The following is an 18,040-nucleotide window of genomic DNA, read 5'->3' on the forward strand; positions in this document are numbered from 1 at the left end:
GGTGCCCGACTCCCTCTTCGATGCCGTGGACGCGTTGCTGGCGCGCTCCGAGGCGGTGCCCGACCTGCCGTCACCCGCAGAGCGGCAGCGGCTGCGCGAGGCCGGGCAGTACAGTACCAACGACGTCGCCAAGGCCCTGCAGGTCCGCCGTGAGACGCTGGAGCGTTGGGAGACGGGCGCCACCGAGCCGCGCTCGCCCAAGCGCGAGGCGTACCTGCGGCTGCTGGCCGCGCTCGCCGTACGGCACGGCGTCCAGGGCGACGTCCGCTGGCTGGAGCTCGCCGACGAGGCCGGCCTGCTGCCCGCGCCCGCCGCGCCGGCCGAAGCTGAGGCCGCACCCGCACCCGCTGCCGCGCCGCAGTCGGCGCCCGCGCCCTGCGTCCGGTGCGGGGTCCCGACGCCGTTCCGCGCACCGGACGGCAGCCCGCTGCACCTGGGCGGCTTCTGCCAACCCCCGGCCGCTCCGACACCCCCGGCCGCGCCCGCTCCCACGCCGCTCCGCGCGCCGGCCCGTACGCCCGTCCGGACACCCGGGCCGCCCGCCGTCCACGAGCCGGTGCAGCCCGCTGCCGCCGCGAAGTACCCGGCCGGTCCGCTGGCCGTGCTGGACCTCGCGCCGTCCGGCCCGGGCCTGGCGGCCCGGCTCGCCGACGGCCGGACGCTGGACGTACCGGCCCGGACGCTGCCGGAGCTCACCGAGTGGGCCCTGACGGCGGGCCTCGGGTCGGCCAGGCTGCACAAGCACGGCAAGGACGGCGACCCGCTCGTCGTCCTGACCGACGCCGCCGCCGAGCTGCTCGGCCTGCCCCCGGCGGGCCGGGAGCGCAGCGACTACGACCGCCGTACGGGCCGGCTCCCGGAGACCCACCGCGTGGTGAAGGCCCTCACCAAGGCGGGCTGGCTCCTGACGAAGCGTGGCTTCGGCCCGTGGGCGCGGGTCTACCGCACGCCCGACGGCGGCCGCCGAGAGTGCGTGCAGTACTGCGTACCCGCCTGGGGTGCGCTCTCGACCGGCGGTTGGGCCGTGCCGGAGGCGCTGGACGCCGCCGACCTCGCCCGGCTGCTCGGCACGTACGCGGCCCGGGTGATCACCCCGCGCGGCTCCACCGCCGTCTCCGGCCTCGAGTTGATGACCGCGCTGCGCCCGCCGACCCGGGCGGTCCGTACCGAGTCCGGCTGGGCGTCCGGCCCGGTGGAGGGGTCGCTGACCCACGCGGTGGACCCGGCCCCGCCGGAGGCGCCCGCCGAGCACCCGGTCGCCGAGGGCCGCGACCCCGAGGACGTGCTGGACGAGGAGGCGTGGGACTGGTACCGCCCGATCGAGCTGGTCGACGACCGGGAGGCGGCGCTGCCGTGGGTGGTCGGCCTGGACATCAACACCGCGTTCCTCGCGGCCGCCGGCCGGCTGCTGGTCGGCCTCTCCGAACCGGTCCACGAACTCGAACCCCGCTTCGACAAGAAGATCCCGGGCAGCTGGCTCTGCGACTTCTCCGACGTCGAGCTGGACCTGCGGCTGCCGAACCCGTTCACGCCGACCGGCGACCGGCCGCTCGGCCCGGCCTGGTACAGCACCGTGACGGCCGCCTACGCCGCCGAACTCGGCGCCACCGTCCAGCCGTTGGCGGGCTGGCTGCGGCACGCTTCCGGTCCGTACCTGGACCCGTGGCACAAGCAGCTGCGGGCCGCCTACGTCACCACCATGGACCGGCTGGGCGTCCCGCTGGACCTCGCCGACCGCGATCCCGAGGCGTTCCTGCGTGCGATGGCCGCCCTCAGGGACGGCGACCCGGTCGAACTCGCCGTCCTGCACGCCGTGAAGGCCACCGCCAAGGGCGGCATCGGCAAGCTGAGGGAGCGTCCGCAGGGCGCCGGCTACCGGCCCGGACAGCGCTGGGCTGCGCTCGACCGGCCGACCTGGCGGCCCGACATCCGCGCGGCCGTCATCGCCACCGCCCGGATCAACATGCACCGCAAGCTCCGCCGGATGGCCTCCGACGCGGGTCGCTACCCGCTCGCCGTGCTCTCCGACTGCGCCGTCTACCCGGCCGACGGACCGTCACCGCTGGACGCGCTGCGCTGCCCGGACGACACGCTCAGCACCGCGCTGCGCCTCGGCGTCTCGCCCGGGCACGTGAAGCACGAGGGGACGCAGCCGATGCGGGAGGTGCTGGCCCTCATCGAGTCCGGTACCAACCCGGCCCGCCACATCAAGACGGGCGTCGACGCCGTCGCCGAGGGGGAGTAGCGCGTGAGCGAGATCGACGACGGCCTGGAGCGCGCCCTGCACACCCGGCCGATCCCGCAGTCCAACGCCGCCCGGATCCGGTTCCTGGTGAAGGCCGCCAAGGGCTCCACCAGGCTGGTCGCCCAGGAGTTGGGCGTCAGTCAGCGGACCGTGCAGCGCTGGCTCAAGAGCGCTGCCATCACGCCGAAGCCCGACGCGGCGAAGGCGATCGAGAACGCGGTGAAGGCGAAGTGGCAGCCCAGGGTGCGGGACCGGGCCCGCAAGGCGGCCGTCGCCAACGGCTTCTACCTCAACGCGATGGGCCAGTTCGGCTACCGCAGCGCGGCCGGCAGCACCGACGACCCGCGCCTGCGGCAGATCACCCAGAAGCTCCCGGGCAGCGTCGCGGCCGAGCTGTTCGCCGCCCGGGACGCGGGAGCGACCGAGAGCCGGCAGCTCGACATCCTCGCCCGTGGCCTCCAGGAGTCCTACTTCAAGGACGGCGGCCGCCGGGCAAGCGGCTTGAGCGTCGAGTTCAACGGCCTGGAGTGGGCCTCCTTCGAGATCGACTGACGGCCTCGGCCGACCACTGCGCCGACGGCTACCCGGCTTCGGCATCGACAAGGCGACCGCCGGGACCCAATATCGCGAGCGCCGTTGCCGCCGCCGTTGCCGCCGGTGAACAGCAGTGACCCCGACCGAGCGTGAGGCTAGGCCTAGTTCGCCCAGAGGACCATGCAGCGTTTGAGGGCGTCCCGCTCCAGCTCCAACTCCTCGATCCGCCTGGACTGTTCGGCGTTCCGCCGACGCAGCCGGAGGAGCTCCTCGCGTTCCGGGGTGTTCAGTGTGCCGTCCCCGCCCGCCTTTCGGGCTCGTGAGACCCAGGTGGCCAGGGTGGTCTCGTTGATCCCGAGTTCGCGCGCGACCTCTGCGGCCGGCTTGCCGGATCTGATCACGGTCCGTACGGCCTCCGCGCGGAACTCGGCGTCGAACTTCCGGCGCTTCTCGGCAATGACTCCCATTTTCCCCTCCAGCCCTCGTCTCTGTTCCATGCTACGAGGAGAAGCGTGGGGCCCACCGGCTGTTCGCCACAGAACTCCGGTGATACGTCAGAAGATCCGCGAGATCGCCTGCCAAGGGACCGGCTGCCAAGGGGCCGCCTGACGGACCGTCAGCGGGGGAAGGCGCGCCGGGCCCGCCAGGTGGTGTGTTCCCGGGAGACGGTGTCCTCGGCGTCGCCGGCCAGTTCGGCCCAGCGGGCCTCGGCCTCGGGGGTGCCGAGGTCGAGATCGGAGAGCCGTCGCTCGACGAGGTCGAGTTCCTTGGCCGCCATCAGGTATGTCGCGGCCAGCGGGCGGAGCTGCTTCAGCTGCGTCCAGGCGATGACGGCCGCCGCTGCGGCCGCGCAGACGCCGAACAGGTGCACGGAGAGCGCCCCGCTGGCCTGGGCGACCGCCGCCGCGCCGCCGACGATGATCAGCGCCGCCGTGCCGAGCCCCCAGGATGCCGACTGCTCCTCGTACGCGGCGGCCCGGTCGCGGTACCAGTTGCGCTGGCCCTCCACCCGGGAGCGCAGGTAGAGGTTGCGGCGGACCGACAGGGTGGCCGCCCGAAGCCGGCGCATCTCCCGGGTGATCTCGGGTACCGCGCCCGGCGGCAGCACGGCGGTGTCCTCGAACGCCGCCAGCACCTCGCCCACCTGCCGCAGGTAGTCCTGGTCCGCGTAGGCGGAGTCCGGCTCGCCCTCGAACGGCCGGGCCCGGACGGTGTACTTCCAGGCCAGCGCCTTCACCGACTCGGCCGCCGCCCGGGCCTCGTGCCAGCGCCGCTGCGGGTTGTTCTGCCGTAGTCGGTACCAGTAGTACCCGGCGGCCAGGAAGGCGGCCACCGACAGCAGCGGCGTGACGTCGCCGTCGCCGCTGTGTTGCGGGCCCGGCACGGCGGCGATGGCCGCCGCCAGCACCAGGAGGGTGATCTGCCCCCGGTACCAGCGCACGGTCAGCCGCTGCCCCTGCACGGACGCCCGGTCCGCCGTCCAGAACGGTTCGGGCAGCAGCTCAGCCTCGTCCACCCCGGGTGGATCCTCTCGCACCATCTGCCAAAGCCCCCCTCGCGTCAGCCCCAGACAGTATGCCCACCGTCAACTGCCTTACCCGGGGTGACGGTTACCAATCCGTATCGGTGTCGATCGGTGCAGACCGGCGACCGGTTCCGATCGGAACCGGTCGCCGAATCGTGCTGGTAGCAGACTGGTTGCAGATCCGGGCGGGGTACCCGGGCTGGTCAGTCGACGCAGGGAATGCCGTTTCCGCCCTTCACGGCGGGCCCCTGCATCGGCAGGGTCGCCGCCGGGTCCGGGGCGTTGTCGGACGAGGACGAGGAGCCGCCGCTCTGGTCGCCGCCGGAGGGGGCACCGCCGTTCGCCTGGGGGCCGGTGTAGCCGGTGCCGAGGGTGACCACGATGTGCCCGGCCGGGACGGCCGAGGAGGCGGTCGCGGTCGCGCCGTAGCGGGCTGCGGCCGCCTCGGCGCCGCTCTTGGCCCCGGCGCCGTACGTCACGGTGGTGGACTTGGGGTGGGTGGTCGGCGGACCGATCCGGCCCTCCTTGAAGCCCATGCCGACCAGCGCCTTGGACTCGTCGGCGGCGGCGCCCTGAACGGTCGAGGCGTTGTACACGTCCACCGTCCCCGAGGCCTTGCCCGCCGGTGCGGCAGGTGCGTTCGACGAGCCGTCGCTCGGGCTGGAGGGGTCGGCCGCCGGTGCGGCGGGGGTCTCGTGGCCGAAGATCTGCTGGACGATCTTCTTGATCAGGTCGGGGTTGACCGTGTTGACGGCCTCGCCGCCGATGGTCTTGAACCCGGAGATCGGCAGCGTGTTGAACTCGACGTTCCCGCCCGTCAGGTTGGGCGCCTGCTGGGCGAAGTCCAGGATGTTCCACTGGTTGTCGATCACCACGTCCTTCTGCACCACCCCGAACAGCTTCTGCATCGCGCCCAGGTCGTTGAAGACGCCCTGCTGCTTGAGCTTGTACTCGACCGAGGAGATGAACGCCTGCTGGCGGTGGGTCCGGTCGAGGTCGCCGTTGGTGAGGTTGTGCCGCTGGCGGACAAAGGAGAGCGCGTCCGCCGCGTTGAGCGAGTTGATGCCGGCCGGCAGCTTGAGCCCGGTGCCGCCGCCCTCGTGGGTGGCCGTCCGCGAGATGATCGGGTCGCTGACCGCGTGGTTCAGGCAGACCTGGATCGGCTGCAGCGCCGCCGCGATGTCGTAGAAGCCGATCAGGTTGACCTCGGCGAAGTGGTCGATCGGGATGTTGAGGAAGTTCTGCACGGTCTGGATGGTGGCCGAGCGGCCCGCGTCGCGGCTCTGCTGCTCCATCTGCGGCTTCGTGAGGCCCTTGCCGGCGAGCTTCTGCTCGGCCGCGTCCTTGGCGATCCCGTACGCTTCCTTGATCTTGTGCATCTTGCCGTCGGCGCCGACGGTCTGCACGTAGTCGTCGCGCGGGATCGACAGCGCGGTGACCTTCCCGCCGTCCGCCGGGATGTGCATCACCATCAGGGTGTTGGTGTTGTAGCCGCCGATGTCGCTGCTGCTGCCGGCGTGCAGTTCGTCGGAGACGACGTTGTCGGGCAGCGGGTTGCCGTTCATGTCGTTCCGGCTGTCGAGGCCGATGAGCAGCAGGTTGACCGACTTGTCCAGGTGCGGCGGCGCGCTCTTCTTCGCGGTGTCCAGCGCGCTCGACGTCGTCAGGCCGTCGTTCAGGCTCTTGTACGCGTACCAGGTGAAACCGGTGGTGCCGAGCACGGCCAGCGACACGCCGCAGGCGACGGTCCGTCCGGCCACCACGAGCGGGGGCGTCCGCCGCTTCGGCGCGCCGCCGCCCGGGGGGCGGGTCCGGCGGGCCGCCCGGCCGTCGGCGGGGCCGTCCGGGCGTCCGCCGCCACGGTTGTCGTACCGGTTGTCATGTCGGTTCTCAGCCACGACGGCCCCGCCCATCCTTGACGATCCTGATCAGTACGACGAGCAGCGCGGCACCGACGGTTGCGGCCATCACGGGGAATCCGTGGATGGCCCAGCCGGCCGCGCCGGTGGCCAGGGCCTTGCCCTGGTACTTCGCCCCGTGCACGACCATCTCGGCGCCCGCCGTCAGCGCCAGCACGATTATCGGCGGGGCGGTCACCACCCACCACCAGCCCGGCCGGCTGCTGACCAGCGCGGCCAGCGCCGTACCGAGGACCGCGCACACGGCGAAGACCATGCCGATCCCGGAACCGATGGTCTCGTCCACCGCCGCTCCGAGCAGCGGCAGCCCGACCGCGAACAGCGCGGCCTTCCCGCCGCTCGTGCGGGTCGGCTCGCCACGGCGCTGAGCGCGCCCCTCGCCGCGACGGTCGGCCGCCCGGCCGCCGGTCATGGGTTCGTTACGCACAGGGTTGTCTCCCACGGACCGCTGGTCCCACGCTGAGTGTTCGGATCGGCGCTGAGCCGGTGGCGCGACTGCGCCGTGCGGGGCGTTGTGGCGCCCCGGTTCTGGGCTGCGGTCAGCAGTCCCTGCCCTCTGGCCTGACATTCGATCACCCTTCACCGGCGGCCGGAACAGCCTGCGGGACGGAACTGTCCGGGCAGATTACCCCGGAGTACACGCAGGAGCAGTGCCTCCTGAGCCGTTGCCGGAGCACGGCCGACCTGGAAGCTTTCATCTTCTACATGAGTGTAGAGACTGGCCGGATCATACAAAGACATCAGCTCGAAGTCACGGGGCGGGTCTCTACAACACTGTAGAGAGTACGGACTCCCGGGGTAGACTCGCGCATCGGCGAGGATGAGCCGGGAACCGGGTGTGGGGCCTCTGCCACTACAGACGCTTGCCGGAGGCGTTTCGTCACACCCTTGGGCGACCGAGGTGTGTGACGGAGCCCGCCTCCGACCGCCGGCCCGCGATCTGTCAGTGCGGCCGGACCCGGTAGCACCCCGGGGCGCGGGGTGATACGACCGAGAGGAGCAGTCTCCGGATGGGCGAGGAAACGGACGGTCCGCAGCAGCGGCCACGCGGCCGCAGGCGAGGGCAGGGCGAGCTCGAAGCCCAGGTGCTCGCGCTGCTGCAGCGGGCATCGGCGCCCACCACGGCGGGCTGGCTCCAGCAGCACCTCGAGGGCGACCTCGCCTACACCACGGTGGTGACCATCCTCTCCCGGCTGCACGCCAAGGGAGCCGTCCACCGGAACCGGGCCGGCCGCTCGTACGTCTGGCTGGCCGCCGCCGACGAGGCCGGACTCGCCGCCCTCCGGATGCGCCGCGTGCTCGACAGCGGGACCAACCGCGACGCCGTGCTCGCCAGCTTCGTCTCGACGCTGTCACCGCACGACGAGCAGGTGCTGCGAGCACTGCTCAACGAGGCCGGGCCACAGCACGCAGACGCCCGGCCGAGCACCCCCGAGGGCTGAAGCCGATGGGTGTCTTCTTCTTCCTCCCGCTCGTCCTGCCGCTGACGGTCCTGCCGATCGCCCGGCTCGCCGGTCAGCACCTGCACCCACGGAGCGCCACCCGCCTGCTGACCGTCGTCGGCAGCGTGCTCGCCCTGTGCAGCACGGTCTGCCTGGTGATGCTTGTGGTCGTCGGCACGGCCCAGGTCCCAGGTAACCCGCTGCCCGACGGCTGGTCGGACCCCGACGTACGGGCGGCGGTGCCGTACGCCGAGTTCTCCGGCACGCTGGCCACCGCCGCGCTCGCCGTCGCCTGCGCCGGCTGCGCGAGGGTCATCGCGCAGCACTGCCGGATCAGACGCCAGGCGCGCCTGGCGCTCGGCGAGCTGTCGGCCATGCCCGAACTGGCCATCCTGCCCGACGCGATCCCCTACGCATACGCACTGCCCGGCGCTCCCGGCCGGATCGTCGTCTCCACCGGCATGCTCGCCTGCCTGGACCCGGACGAACGACGGGTCCTCGTCGCCCACGAGCGCGCCCACCTGACCGGGCGGCACCACCGCTTCCTGCTCGCCACCCAGGTCGCCGCCAGCCTGAACCCCTTCCTGCGGCCGCTGCGCGCCGCCGTCGCCTACAGCACCGAGCGGTGGGCCGACGAGGAAGCCGCCCAGGTGGTCGGCGACCGCCGGCTGACGGCCCGCGCGGTCGGCAAGGCGGCTCTCAGCTCGCAGTCAGTGCACCACACCGGCGTACTCGGCTTCGCCACGTCCGGACCGGTACCGCGCAGGATCGCCGCCCTGCTCGCCCCGGCGCCGCCCACCCGCCGATGGCCCCCCGCCGGCACCCCCGCCGGTCTCGCCGCGCTGGTCGCCGCCGCCGGCACCACCGCCTCGGCCCTGTCGGCCCTCAACGCGGCCGTCGCGCTGCTGCTGGTCCTCCGCGAGGCCACGCCCCTCTGAAGCAGTGCAACCGGCCGTGGCCGGGCACCGTGACCCGCTCGGTAGAGTGGACGGACACCCGCAGCGAGAGGCACCCGTTCATGGCCAAGACGCCCACCGAGCCGCGCAAGGCTCTGCTCCAGCTGACCGGTGTGAGTCGCACCTACGGCGAACGGCAGGTCCTGCACCCCGTCAGTCTGAGGCTCGCGGCCGGTGAGTGTGTGGCGCTGCTCGGCCACAACGGCTCCGGTAAGTCGACCCTGCTGCGGATCGCGGCCGGACGCGAGCTGCCGACCAGCGGGACGGTCCGCTTCGACGGCCTCCCGATGGACGAGAACGACCCCCGGATCCGGGCCAGGGTCGCGGTCGTCGGCGACACGGTCGCCTGCTACCCCGACCTCTCGGTGCGCGAGCACCTGCTGCTGGTCGCGGTCGCCCACGGCGTCGCGGACGCGCGGGCCTGGATCGAGCACGTACTGGTGGACCGCAACCTCGCGGACCGTGCCGACGCCCTCCCCTCGGCACTGTCCTCCGGCCAGATGCAGGCGCTGCTGCTGGCCTGCGCGATGGTCCGGCCCCGGGACCTGCTGCTGCTCGACGAGCCGGAACAGCGCCTGGACCCGGACGCCCGGCGCCGGCTCGCCGACCTGCTCAAGGCCGAACTCGCGGACGGGGTCGCCGTCCTGCTCGTCACCCACCACACCGACCTCGCGCTCGAGGTGGCCGACCGGGTCGTGATGCTGGAGGACGGGAAGGTGCTGGCCAAGGGTGCCCCGCACACCGTCCTCGCCGCGAGCGCCCGGGGAGGCGCCCGGTGACGAGCACCCCTCTCGAAGCGGTGGACCCCGAAGCGGTGGACCCCGACGCCATAGATCCCGACGAGGTGCCGGACGGCGACGCGGACCACAGCGAGCCCGCGCCCGAGTGGACCGAGGACGACGACTGGACCGGCGAGGCGCTGGCCCTGCTGCGCACGCTCCGCGCGCCGCACCGCCGCAGCCGGGCCGGCCAGATCGGCTTCACCGTCTACTGCACCCTGCTGATCCTGGTCGTCTGGGGTGTGACCCCGAGCTTCGGGCTGTTCCTGCAGTCCTCGATGGGCGCCGACTACACCGGCAACGGCCCGGCACTGCTCGCCGCCCTCCCCAGCGGCATCGCGGCGGTAGCGCTGGCCACCCTCCTGTTCGCCGCCCGGGACGGCCTCTGGCGCGGCCCGGTGATCCCGCCGAGGGCGACGGCCGACTGGCTGCTGCCGCAGCCCGTCCGGCCGGGCCGGGTGCTGCGGCCCTGGTTCTGGCTCTCCGGCGCGCTGGCGGTGGCGCCCGGGATCGTCGCGGCGGCCGCCGGCATGGTCGCCCTCGGGCTGACCGTGAAGACCGGCCTGTTCGCCGCCTTCGGCTGGTGCCTGCTCGGCGGGGTCTGCCTGCCGCTGCTGGCCACCTGCGCGGGCCTGGCGGTCGAGCTGGACGACCGGGTGGCCGCCCTGGTCCGCAGGCTCACCCCCCTGCTGACCGTGGTCGTCCTGCTGCTCGTCGCACAGAGCGCCCTCGCCGTGCAGGGGCACCGGGTGCCCTGGCTGGAGCGGGTCGAGCTCTGGTCCGGCCCGTGGGGCTGGGCCGGTCTCGCCGCCCTCGCCCCGACGCCCGCGGCACAGCCCGGAGCCTGGGTGGCGGCCGGACTGCTGCTGCTCCTCACCGGGGTCTGCGCCTGGTACGCCGACCGATCCTGCGGCAACATCCAGCCGGCCCGGCTCCGCGAGCGCGCCCGGACGGCGGCCGGGGTGCTGGCCGCACTGCGGACCGTCGAACTGCGGGCGGCCCGCCTCGCCGTCACCAGCGCCGCGCCCGGCGCCGGACCGCGACGCCTGCTGAGCCTGCCCGCGCCCCGGGCGGCCTGGCAGGTCGTACCTTGGCGCGACGCCCTCGCGCTGCTGCGCTCCCCGGCCCGGCTGGGGCGCTCGCTGCTGCTGGCCGTACCCGCGATGGTGTGCGCGTTCCTGGTGCACTCGTCCAGCGGTGCCGTCTCCTGGGCGGGCACCGCGCTGGCACTGGTCTTCGGCTACCTGGCCGTGGCGCAGCTGCTGGAACCCGCGCGGATCGAGACGGACGACCTCAGGCGGGCCTCCTGGTCGCCGTACCCCTTCCCCGAGCTGATGCTGCGTCATGCGATCGTGCCTACCGTCCTCGGCGTTCTGCTGGGTTCGGTGTGCGCGCTGGTCGCTCTGCTGTCCGGCGGCGGGGCCGAGGCCTGGCTCGCACCGGCGGCGGTGCCCGCGCTGGTCGGCGCCGGGCTGGTGAACGCCTGTCGGGGCGTCGTGCGGCAGGACCTGATGGTCGGCTCCTCGCCGACACCGGGCTCGGGCATCGGCCCGTTCCTGTTCGCCGCCTGGTACGCGGCGGGCCCGGCCGTGGCGGTCATCGTGCTCACGGTGCCGTTCACCAAGGCCTTCACCGGCGGTTCGGCCGCCGCCACCCTCACCGCCGTGCTCTGGTGCGTCGCGGTGGCCGCCGTACTCCTCTGGTGGGCCCGCGAACGCGCCGCGAAGCTGACGCCCAGGGGCCGGAGCGGCGGTACGGCCACCGCGCCCGCCGCGCGGTGATCCGGTCGGGTCACGGCCGCGCGGGTCACGCCGGTCGGGCTACGGTCGGGCGTCCCCAGGGTTCACCTCGGGCGGACCCGCGCGGCGAGCAGGGCGATGTCGTCCTCGGCGGCATGCGGGGTCACCCCGTCCAGGACGGCGTCCAGCACGTGGTCCAGAGCCCCGGCGGCCGGTAGTCGCAGGGCGGCGAGCCGGGCGAGGGAGGCGTCGATGTCCTCGCCGCGCCGCTCGACCAGGCCGTCGGTGTAGAGCAGCAGCACCTGGCCGGGGAGCAGCTCGCGGGTGTTCTGCTCGTAGCCGCCGAAGCCGGTGCCGAGCGGGGGGCCGGTCGGGACCTCGATCAGCTCGGTCGGCCGGTCGGCGGTGATCAGCGCGGGCGGGAGGTGACCGGCGCTGGAGAACGTCCAGCGGTTGCGGGCGGGGTCGGCGAGCGCGAGCAGGCAGGTGGCCGGGCGGGCCGAGTCGCTCTCGGAGATCACCTCGTCGAGCTGCCGGAGGATCCGGTGCGGGGGCAGGTCCATGGCGGCGACGTACCGGAGCGTCGAGCGGTAGTAGCTCATGTCGACGGCGGCCTCGACCCCGTGGCCCATCACGTCGCCCATCACCAGCAGGGTGCGGCCGAACGGCAGCCGTACGGTCTCGTACCAGTCGCCGCCGACCACCGAGCTGGTGCCCGACGGCAGGTAGCGCGAGGCGAGTTCCAGGTTCGGGTGCGGGTTGCCCGGCTCGGCGAGCAGGGCCCGCTGAAGCTCCACGGCGATGCCCTGCGAGCGGGCGAAGCGACGGGCGTTGTCGATGCTGGTCGCGGCGCGGCGGGCGAGCGCGTCGATCAGCTCCGCGTCGTCGGCGGTGAACCCCTCGGACGTGCCCCGGACCCGGGCCAGCGACAGCACGCCTATCAGCTGCCCCCGGGCGAAGAGCGGCACCGCCAGGATCGAGCCGACCCCGACGGAGCCGTAGGCCGCCTGGCTCGCGGGGTGCCCGGCGGAACGGGCCAGCTCCTCGTCGGACCGTACGTCGGCGATCACCGCTCTGCCCTGCTCCAGGCTGCGCGCGACGGCGGAGCCCTCCCGGTAGCGCACCGGGCCGCCGGGCAGGGTGAACGCCTCGGCCCGGGCGCGGAGCGCGGGCGCGCAGGCGACGGCCGCCCGCCGCAGGCGCGGCAGACCGGAGGGCGGGCCGCTGCGGTGCTCGGCGGTGTCGGGCGGCAGCACGTCGACGGCCGCCAGGTCGGCCATCGCGGGGACGGTGAACTGGGCCAGCTCGGCGCAGGTGGTGTCGACGTCGAGGGTGGTGCCGATCCGCTCGGCGGCGGTGTCCAGCATGGCCAGCCGGGCGCGGGCCTGCGTCAGCTCGTGCCGCCGGTGGTCGTCCTGTCGGCGCTCGTCCTGCTGCCGGTCGTCCTGCCGGCGGTCGTTCTGCTGCCGGTCGGGCGGGTCGGTGGGGCTGAGGACCACGAGGAGCAGACCGGCCACCTGTCCGTCGACCACCAGGCGCTGGCAGCGGACGGGGAGGCCGCCCGGGCCGCCCGGCGCGCCGATGGTCAGCTCGCGCGGGTGGCCGTCGGCGAGGACCTGGCGGAGCATGTCGCCCGAGACGGGCGCGTCGCTGCCGAGGTCGGCCGCTCCCAGACCGGTCGCCAGGGCGAACGCCGGGTTCAGGTACTGCCACCGCAGGTCCGGGCCGACCAGTGCGAGGCCGACCGGCGCGTCCTCGACGACGGCGCGCAGCAGATCGGGGTTGCTGGTCGCCAGGGCGTCGGCCGCCGAGTCGATCAGGGCATCGGCGAGGGCGTCGCGGCCGGAAGCCTTGGGGTGCACCGCGTCCTCCTCTATCGCGCGCCGCAACGGCGGACACCTCCTATGGTCGCCCGGGCGGGCGTGCCTCAGCGATGTTGACACGTCCCGCGTGTTCCGGTGGCGGGCGGGGCCGTGCAAGGCCAAGGTGTTCACCGGGGGTCACCACTTGGGAGACGAGATGCCTGAAGTCACCACTGCGTACGCGCCCGGCACTCCCTGCTGGGTCGATCTGATGGCCAAGGACCAGCAGTCCGCGCTGGACCTGTACCGTGACCTGTTCGGCTGGCAGGGCCAGGTCGGCCCGGCGGAGTTCGGCGGGTACGCGATGTGCACGCTGAACGAGAAGCCGGTGGCCGGGATCGGCCCGGCGATGGCGCCGGAGGGACAGCCGACGCCGCCGACCGTCTGGACGTCCTACCTGTCCACCAACGACGCGGATGCCACCCAGGCCGCCATCACCAAGGCCGGCGGCACCGTGATCGTGCCGGTGATGGACATCGGCACCGTCGGCCGGATGCTGGTCGCCTCGGACCCGACCGGCGCCGTGTTCGGAGTCTGGCAGCCGGGGGACTTCTTCGGCGCGCACGTGGTCAACGAGCACGGCGCGCTCACCTGGAACGAGCTGCACACCGCTGACGTCCCCGCCGCGACCGCCTTCTACCGGGCCGTCTTCGGCGCCGAGATCGCGCCGATGGAGGGCATGGAGGGCGAGTACTTCGCGTTCAACATCGACGGCAGCGCCAGGGGCGGCGTGGCGAAGCTGCAGAACGACCCGCCCGGCACGCCGGCCCACTGGCTGACGTACTTCGCGGTGGACGACGCGGACAGCACGGTCGACGCGCTCGTGAAGAGCGGCGGCAGTGTGCTGGTCCCGCCCTTCGACATGGTGGCGGGCCGGATGTCGGTCGTCTCCGACCCGCAGGGCGCGATCTTCGCGGTGATCAAGACGAAGCCGATGTAGCACCCGTCGCCGAATAGGGCCGAACAGCCGCGCCCGGCGGGATCGATCCCGCCGGGCGCGGCTGTTCGGTGCCAGGAGGGTCAGCCCACCGCGCTGTTGTAGCTGTCAATGGCCGGCTGGAGCTGCTTCACGGCATCCGAGAGCGCCTGTTGGGCGGTCTTGGAGCCGCTGATGGTCTGCTCGATCGCGGTCTCGACGCCCTTGCGGGCCTGCGGCATCACGCCGAGCAGGCAGCCCGCCGTGGCGGGGGTGGGGTTGGTGGCGTGGAGTTCGTCGATCGCGGTCTGGAACTGCGGGTACCTGGCCAGCCACGCCTTGTCCCTGGGGTCGTCCAGTGCCTTGCGGTTGACCGGGAAGTAGCCGGTGCCGGTGTGCCAGACGGCCTGCTGCTCGGGTGCGGACAGGAACTTGACGAACTCCCAGGAGGCCCGCTGCTCGGCGTCCGAGTGGCCGGGGCCGTCGATCCAGAGCGAGGCGCCGCCGATCGCCGGGCCGCCCTGGTCGGTGGCGTTGATCTTGGGGAAAGGGGCCGTGCCGACGGTGAACTTCGCGGCCTCGGTGTAGCCGCGCAGCACCCCGGTGGACTCCAGGTGCATCGCGACCTTGCCGGCCTTGAAGGCCGCCTGCGCGTCCGCCGGCACCCGGCCGGTGTTGGCCGCGTAGCCGCCCTTGACCAGGTCGGCCCACCACTGGACGGCCTGCGCGCCCTGTGCGGAGTCGAACAGCACCTTGCCCGCGTTGCCGGTACGGCCGTTGCCCTGGTCGCAGTAGAGCGTCCCGGACTCGGCGAGCAGCTCCTCGACGAACCAGCCGTAGATGGCGGCCCCGAAGCCGTACCTGGTGGTCTGCCCGCCGGCGTCCTTCTTCGTCAACTTCTTGGCCATGTCGCCGAGTTCGGCCAGGTCCTGCGGCTGCTTGGCCGGGTCGAGGCCGGCCTCCTTGAATGCGTCCGTGTTGAGGTAGAGCAGCGGCATCGAGGAGTTGAACGGCATCGAGGCGAGCTTGCCGCCCGCTGAGTAGTAGTTGCGGATGTTGGGCTCGATGTCGGCGAGCGGGTAGTTGTCCCTGTCGACGAAGGCCTGGGCCGGCACGGTCTGCTTCGAGTCGATCATGAACCGGGTGCCGATGTCGTAGACCTGGACCAGCGAGGGCGTGCCCTTCTGCTGCACCGACGCCTTGTACTTGGCGATCACGTCGTCGTAGGTGCCCTGGAACAGCGGCTTGACCACTATCTTTCCCTGGTGCGCCGCGTTGAAGGCGTCGACCAGCGCCGTCAGGGTGGTGGCGTTCTGGCCGGTCATCGAGTGCCAGAAGTTGACGGTGGTGACGCCCTTGGCGTTGTCCAGCGCCTGTGCTCCGGGCGCGCCCGAGCCGGACGGTCCGGCGGGAGTGCCGCTCGACGTACAGGCGGTCAGCGTCAGACCGGCGGCGACCAGGGCGGCCGCGACCCTGACTCCCCATAGCTGCTTGCCCATCTGCGTTCTCCTTCTCGAGTGCTGCTGGTCAGGTGAGTTGGTGCGGGGATCAGGCGCAGGCTCTCAGCGGACGGCGCCGGCGGTGAGGCCGCGGACGATGAAGCGTTGGCCGAGGACCACCAGGGCCAGGGTCGGCAGCAGGGTGAGCACAACGCCGGCCAACACCAGTCCGGGGTCGGCGACTTCGGCGTCGCGCAGGCTCTCCATGCCGATCTGCAGGGTCTGCATCTGCGCGGTGCGGGTGATGATCAGCGGCCAGAAGTACTGGTTCCAGGCCGACAGGAAGACGTAGACCGCGATCGCGGCCAGCGAGGGCTTGCTGAGCGGCACCAGGACGCGCCACAGGAACCGCCAGTGACCGGCGCCGTCGATCCGGGCCGCGTCCCGCAGTTCGGCCGGGAACTGCCGGAAGGACTGCCGCAGCATGAAGGTGCCGAAGCCCGAGGCCAGGAACGGCAGCACCAGGCCGAAGTAGGTGTTGCCCAGCCCCCAGCCGGAGATGGTCAGGTAGTTGGGGATGATGACGGCCTCCCACGGCACCATCAGCGTCGCCAGGAACACCGCGAAGACGGCCGCCCGCGCGCGCAGCGGCAGGAAGACGAAGGCGTACGCGGCGAGGATCGAGGTGAGCAGCTGGGCCACCGTGATGACGGTCGCGGTGATGGCCGAGTTGAGGTACTGGCGGCCCAGCGGGATGGCGTGCACCGCCCCGGCGAAGTTCCGGCCGGTGACCGAGTGCGGCAGCAACGCCGGTGGGTAGCTCGCGAGTTCGGACGGACCCATCAGGGCTCCGGCGAACGCGTAGTAGACGGGGAAGCCGACCGTGACCACCGCGAAGGCGAGCAGCAGGTAGACCGCGATCCGGCTCATGCGTAGTGCACCTTCCGTTCGAGAACACCGAACTGCACGCCCGCGCAGGCGAGTACGACCACCAGCAGCACCACCGCCTGGGCGCTCGCCGTACCGAAGTCGCTGGACCCGTACGCGAACGCCTTCTCGTAGACCGAGTAGACGAGAGTGCGGGTCGCGCCGTCCGGGCCGCCCTTGGTGAGGATGTGGATCTGCCCGAAACTCTGCAGCGCGTTGATGGTGGAGACCACGACCAGGAAGAACAGGTGCGGTCCGAGCAGCGGCACCGTCACCGAGCGGGCGAGCCGCAGGCCGCTCGCGCCGTCCAGCCGGGCCGCCTCGGTTATCTCCTGCGGGATGGAGCCGACCCCGGCCGAGAGCACCAGGACGTTGTAGCCGAGCGTCATCCAGATCGTGGCCGCGCCCACCGACAGCAGGGCGTAGCGCTGGTCGGTCAGCCAGCCCACGGGTGCGACGCCCAGCTGCGAGAGCAGGCCGTTGAGTACGCCGCTGGCCGGGTTGTAGAGCACCGAGAAGACCACCGAGGCGCTGGCCACCGAGAAGGCGAACGGCAGCGCGAAGGCGGACCGGAAGGCCCGCACGCCATGTATCCGGCTCTCCAGCAGCAGCACCAGCGCGAGCGCCCCGACCACCCCGGGGACGACGGTCAGCAGCACGAAGAGCGCGGTGGTGACCAGCGTCTGGTGGAATTCTGCCGAACCCAGCAGGTCGGTGTAGTGCCGCAGGCCGACGTAGCGGGACGGGGCGCCGAACAGGTCGTTGGCGTGGGCGCTCAGGTAGAAGGTACGGCCCAGTGGGTAGCCGATGAAGAGGGCGAACACCACCAGCGAGGGCGTCAGGAACGCCCAGGCCAGTGTCCGTTCGCCCCAGTCGCGCCGGGAGCGCCGCGCGGTCGGCATGGAGGGGCCGCCTTTCCTGGGAATCACGTACGCCCGAACCGTGTCCGGTCCGGGCGGCGCACCGGCTACCACCGGGTAACCGCGCGGTGGCGCCTGGATTACGCGTTCGCGTCAGGTGCCCCGGCCCCGATCCCTACCCCGTGCGTACGGTCCTGCACCTCGCACTCCGTCAGTTCACATCCAGTCTCTGAGGCGGCGTCAGGACGTGGCCGTTCGCGGAGGCGGGATTCCGGCGGGGGAGCGTCAGGCCGCCGTGAGGGTGCGCCACTCCTGGTGGCTGAGCACCACGGCGGGGGCCGCCGGGGCGTCGGTCGGCGGGACGGCGACGACGGAGCAGGTGGCGTGCGCCAGGCAGTGGCGGCTCACCGAACCGTGCAGCAGCCGGGCCAGCCGGCCACGGCGGCCGGTGCCGACCACCAGCAGGTCGCCGGGACGGTCGGCGATCGCCGTCAGGACGGGGCCGGCCTCGCCGCGTACGACGAGCGGCTCGATCCGGACGGCCGCCGGGGAGTCGCCGAAGGCCTCGGTGAGCGCCGCTTCGAGCCGCTCGCGGGCGGCCTGCTCCCAGAGCTCGGCCAGCGGCGGGCACGGGTGGGTGCGGTAGGCGGGCTCACCGCCGACCGGGGTCCAGGCCAGGACCGGGACGAGGACGGCGTCGCGCCGGACGGCCTCGCCCCACGCCTGCCGCAGGACGGCGGAACCGCGCTGCGATCCGCTGACTCCGACGAAGACCCGGGTGGTGACGGCCATGGTGTTTCGCTTCCTTCGATCTGCGATTCCGGCGAGAGTGCCTTTGAATCGTTGGTCCAATTGCTCAGCTTGCGCTTAATCTTACGATATCTGCGCACCATCTCC

Annotated in this window: 16 protein-coding genes; 7 read left to right on the forward strand and 9 right to left on the reverse strand. The window is 72.7% G+C overall.

All coding sequences use genetic code 11. The features are described from left to right. The first annotated feature begins 1 nt into the window (after window position 1). Together P3T29_RS12605 and P3T29_RS12610 are read left to right on the forward strand one after the other, a co-directional pair. Window positions 2-2,245 (forward strand): transcriptional regulator, encoded by a 2,244-nt coding sequence (locus P3T29_RS12605; RefSeq protein ID WP_348532820.1) that lies wholly within the window; start codon window positions 2-4, stop codon window positions 2,243-2,245. 3 nt (window positions 2,246-2,248) lie between these two features. Continuing rightward, window positions 2,249-2,797, forward strand: a complete 549-nt coding sequence (locus P3T29_RS12610) for a helix-turn-helix domain-containing protein (protein WP_280716470.1) — start codon at window positions 2,249-2,251, stop codon at window positions 2,795-2,797. Window positions 2,798-2,940: 143 nt separating this feature from the next. On the opposite strand, the gene P3T29_RS12615 is transcribed toward P3T29_RS12610, so the two are convergent. The 4 genes from P3T29_RS12615 to P3T29_RS12630 form a co-directional block, all read right to left on the reverse strand. Next, the gene (locus P3T29_RS12615; RefSeq protein WP_280716471.1) at window positions 2,941-3,246 is read right to left on the reverse strand and encodes a transposase; all 306 of its coding nucleotides are present in this window, start codon (window positions 3,244-3,246) and stop codon (window positions 2,941-2,943) included. A 149-nt stretch (window positions 3,247-3,395) separates the two neighbouring features. Further along, window positions 3,396-4,295, reverse strand: coding sequence for a DUF4231 domain-containing protein (locus P3T29_RS12620; protein WP_280716472.1), 900 nt, complete (start codon window positions 4,293-4,295; stop codon window positions 3,396-3,398). A gap of 212 nt (window positions 4,296-4,507) precedes the next feature. Continuing rightward, window positions 4,508-6,202: an LCP family protein gene (locus P3T29_RS12625; RefSeq protein WP_280716473.1), complete on the reverse strand. Its 1,695-nt coding sequence runs from the start codon at window positions 6,200-6,202 to the stop codon at window positions 4,508-4,510. Continuing rightward, window positions 6,195-6,650 carry a DUF6542 domain-containing protein gene (locus P3T29_RS12630; protein ID WP_280716474.1) on the reverse strand — a complete coding sequence of 152 codons (456 nt, stop codon included), beginning with the start codon at window positions 6,648-6,650 and terminating at the stop codon, window positions 6,195-6,197. Before P3T29_RS12630 ends, P3T29_RS12625 begins: the two co-directional genes overlap by 8 nt. Window positions 6,651-7,233: 583 nt before the next feature. Between P3T29_RS12630 and P3T29_RS12635 the strand changes: the two genes are divergently transcribed. The 4 genes from P3T29_RS12635 to P3T29_RS12650 all read left to right on the forward strand — a co-directional run bounded on the left by P3T29_RS12635 (window position 7,234) and on the right by P3T29_RS12650 (window position 11,181). Next, window positions 7,234-7,665, forward strand: coding sequence for a BlaI/MecI/CopY family transcriptional regulator (locus tag P3T29_RS12635; RefSeq protein WP_280716475.1), 432 nt, complete (start codon window positions 7,234-7,236; stop codon window positions 7,663-7,665). 5 nt (window positions 7,666-7,670) lie between these two features. Then, entirely contained in the window at window positions 7,671-8,603 is a 933-nt protein-coding gene (locus tag P3T29_RS12640) for a M56 family metallopeptidase (RefSeq protein ID WP_280716476.1), read from the forward strand. An 80-nt stretch (window positions 8,604-8,683) separates the two neighbouring features. After that, on the forward strand, window positions 8,684-9,400 hold the full coding sequence (locus P3T29_RS12645; protein WP_280716477.1) for an ABC transporter ATP-binding protein: 717 nt from the start codon (window positions 8,684-8,686) through the stop codon (window positions 9,398-9,400). Continuing rightward, the gene (locus P3T29_RS12650; protein ID WP_280716478.1) at window positions 9,397-11,181 is read left to right on the forward strand and encodes a DUF6297 family protein; all 1,785 of its coding nucleotides are present in this window, start codon (window positions 9,397-9,399) and stop codon (window positions 11,179-11,181) included. The genes P3T29_RS12645 and P3T29_RS12650 overlap by 4 nt, the downstream gene beginning before the upstream one ends. A 62-nt stretch (window positions 11,182-11,243) precedes the next feature. Here the strand turns inward: P3T29_RS12650 and P3T29_RS12655 are convergent, their stop codons facing one another. After that, complete coding sequence (locus P3T29_RS12655) at window positions 11,244-13,028, reverse strand: SpoIIE family protein phosphatase (RefSeq protein ID WP_280716479.1); 1,785 nt, start codon at window positions 13,026-13,028, stop codon at window positions 11,244-11,246. A 130-nt stretch (window positions 13,029-13,158) separates the two neighbouring features. Here P3T29_RS12655 and P3T29_RS12660 point away from each other — a divergent pair, with 130 nt between their 5' ends. Further along, window positions 13,159-13,941: a VOC family protein gene (locus P3T29_RS12660; RefSeq protein WP_280716480.1), complete on the forward strand. Its 783-nt coding sequence runs from the start codon at window positions 13,159-13,161 to the stop codon at window positions 13,939-13,941. Between the two features lie 80 nt (window positions 13,942-14,021). Here P3T29_RS12660 and P3T29_RS12665 read toward each other — a convergent pair whose 3' ends face one another. The 4 genes from P3T29_RS12665 to P3T29_RS12680 all read right to left on the reverse strand — a co-directional run bounded on the left by P3T29_RS12665 (window position 14,022) and on the right by P3T29_RS12680 (window position 17,935). After that, a complete protein-coding gene (locus P3T29_RS12665) occupies window positions 14,022-15,416 on the reverse strand; it encodes an ABC transporter substrate-binding protein (RefSeq protein ID WP_280716481.1) in 1,395 nt (464 codons plus the stop codon). A 63-nt stretch (window positions 15,417-15,479) separates the two neighbouring features. Further along, entirely contained in the window at window positions 15,480-16,286 is an 807-nt protein-coding gene (locus P3T29_RS12670; protein ID WP_280716482.1) for a carbohydrate ABC transporter permease, read from the reverse strand. Then, on the reverse strand, window positions 16,283-17,185 hold the full coding sequence (locus P3T29_RS12675; RefSeq protein ID WP_280716483.1) for a sugar ABC transporter permease: 903 nt from the start codon (window positions 17,183-17,185) through the stop codon (window positions 16,283-16,285). The genes P3T29_RS12670 and P3T29_RS12675 overlap by 4 nt, the downstream gene beginning before the upstream one ends. A 243-nt stretch (window positions 17,186-17,428) precedes the next feature. Then, window positions 17,429-17,935: a universal stress protein gene (locus P3T29_RS12680; RefSeq protein ID WP_280716484.1), complete on the reverse strand. Its 507-nt coding sequence runs from the start codon at window positions 17,933-17,935 to the stop codon at window positions 17,429-17,431. Window positions 17,936-18,040: the final 105 nt, after the last annotated feature.

Source organism: Kitasatospora sp. MAP5-34, from assembly GCF_029894335.1.
In the GTDB taxonomy this organism is placed as follows: domain Bacteria; phylum Actinomycetota; class Actinomycetes; order Streptomycetales; family Streptomycetaceae; genus Kitasatospora.

What these genes read in the sequence shown, in the direction of transcription:
- P3T29_RS12670 (WP_280716482.1), bottom strand. Translation starts at nt 16,286, where the DNA reads ATGAGCCGGATCGCGGTCTACCTGCTGCTCGCCTTCGCGGTGGTCACG.
- P3T29_RS12635 (WP_280716475.1), top strand. Translation starts at nt 7,234, where the DNA reads ATGGGCGAGGAAACGGACGGTCCGCAGCAGCGGCCACGCGGCCGCAGG.
- P3T29_RS12640 (WP_280716476.1), top strand. Translation starts at nt 7,671, where the DNA reads ATGGGTGTCTTCTTCTTCCTCCCGCTCGTCCTGCCGCTGACGGTCCTG.
- P3T29_RS12615 (WP_280716471.1), bottom strand. Translation starts at nt 3,246, where the DNA reads ATGGGAGTCATTGCCGAGAAGCGCCGGAAGTTCGACGCCGAGTTCCGC.
- P3T29_RS12660 (WP_280716480.1), top strand. Translation starts at nt 13,159, where the DNA reads ATGCCTGAAGTCACCACTGCGTACGCGCCCGGCACTCCCTGCTGGGTC.
- P3T29_RS12680 (WP_280716484.1), bottom strand. Translation starts at nt 17,935, where the DNA reads ATGGCCGTCACCACCCGGGTCTTCGTCGGAGTCAGCGGATCGCAGCGC.
- P3T29_RS12645 (WP_280716477.1), top strand. Translation starts at nt 8,684, where the DNA reads ATGGCCAAGACGCCCACCGAGCCGCGCAAGGCTCTGCTCCAGCTGACC.
- P3T29_RS12665 (WP_280716481.1), bottom strand. Translation starts at nt 15,416, where the DNA reads ATGGGCAAGCAGCTATGGGGAGTCAGGGTCGCGGCCGCCCTGGTCGCC.
- P3T29_RS12675 (WP_280716483.1), bottom strand. Translation starts at nt 17,185, where the DNA reads ATGCCGACCGCGCGGCGCTCCCGGCGCGACTGGGGCGAACGGACACTG.